The organism is Rossellomorea sp. ABR4_004, assembly GCF_056159585.1.
On sequence record NZ_JBSWVM010000020.1, the window covers coordinates 1 to 304 of the forward strand.

The window sequence follows — 304 nt, forward strand, 5'->3', positions numbered from 1 at the left end:
GATAAATAAGCTTTTTGCCCCTTTCCGTAATAAAGATACGTAATGTCAGTAAGGAGTACTTTGCCTGGCTCATTTTGATTGAATTCACGATTCAGGAGATTCGGACAGGTGCAGTGTTCTTTCGTCGCCTTAGCCATTTTCCGATAGGGATTAGCTCTTCTAATCTTTGTAATAAGATTATATTTAGCCATTAGTCGTCTAATCTTCTTGGGATTCATGACGGTTGAATGGTCATTCTCCATAAACATTTTAATCTGAAGAGCACCAGCTTTTTTATCTTTCTTCTCAAAAATTTCTTTGATTA

At 36.2% G+C, this 304-nt stretch carries 1 protein-coding gene; it reads right to left on the minus strand.

The features are described from left to right. Positions 1 to 304, minus strand: a 304-nt coding sequence (locus tag ACXAF2_RS23520) for an IS3 family transposase (RefSeq protein WP_475142165.1), incomplete at both ends; no start/stop codon positions are given.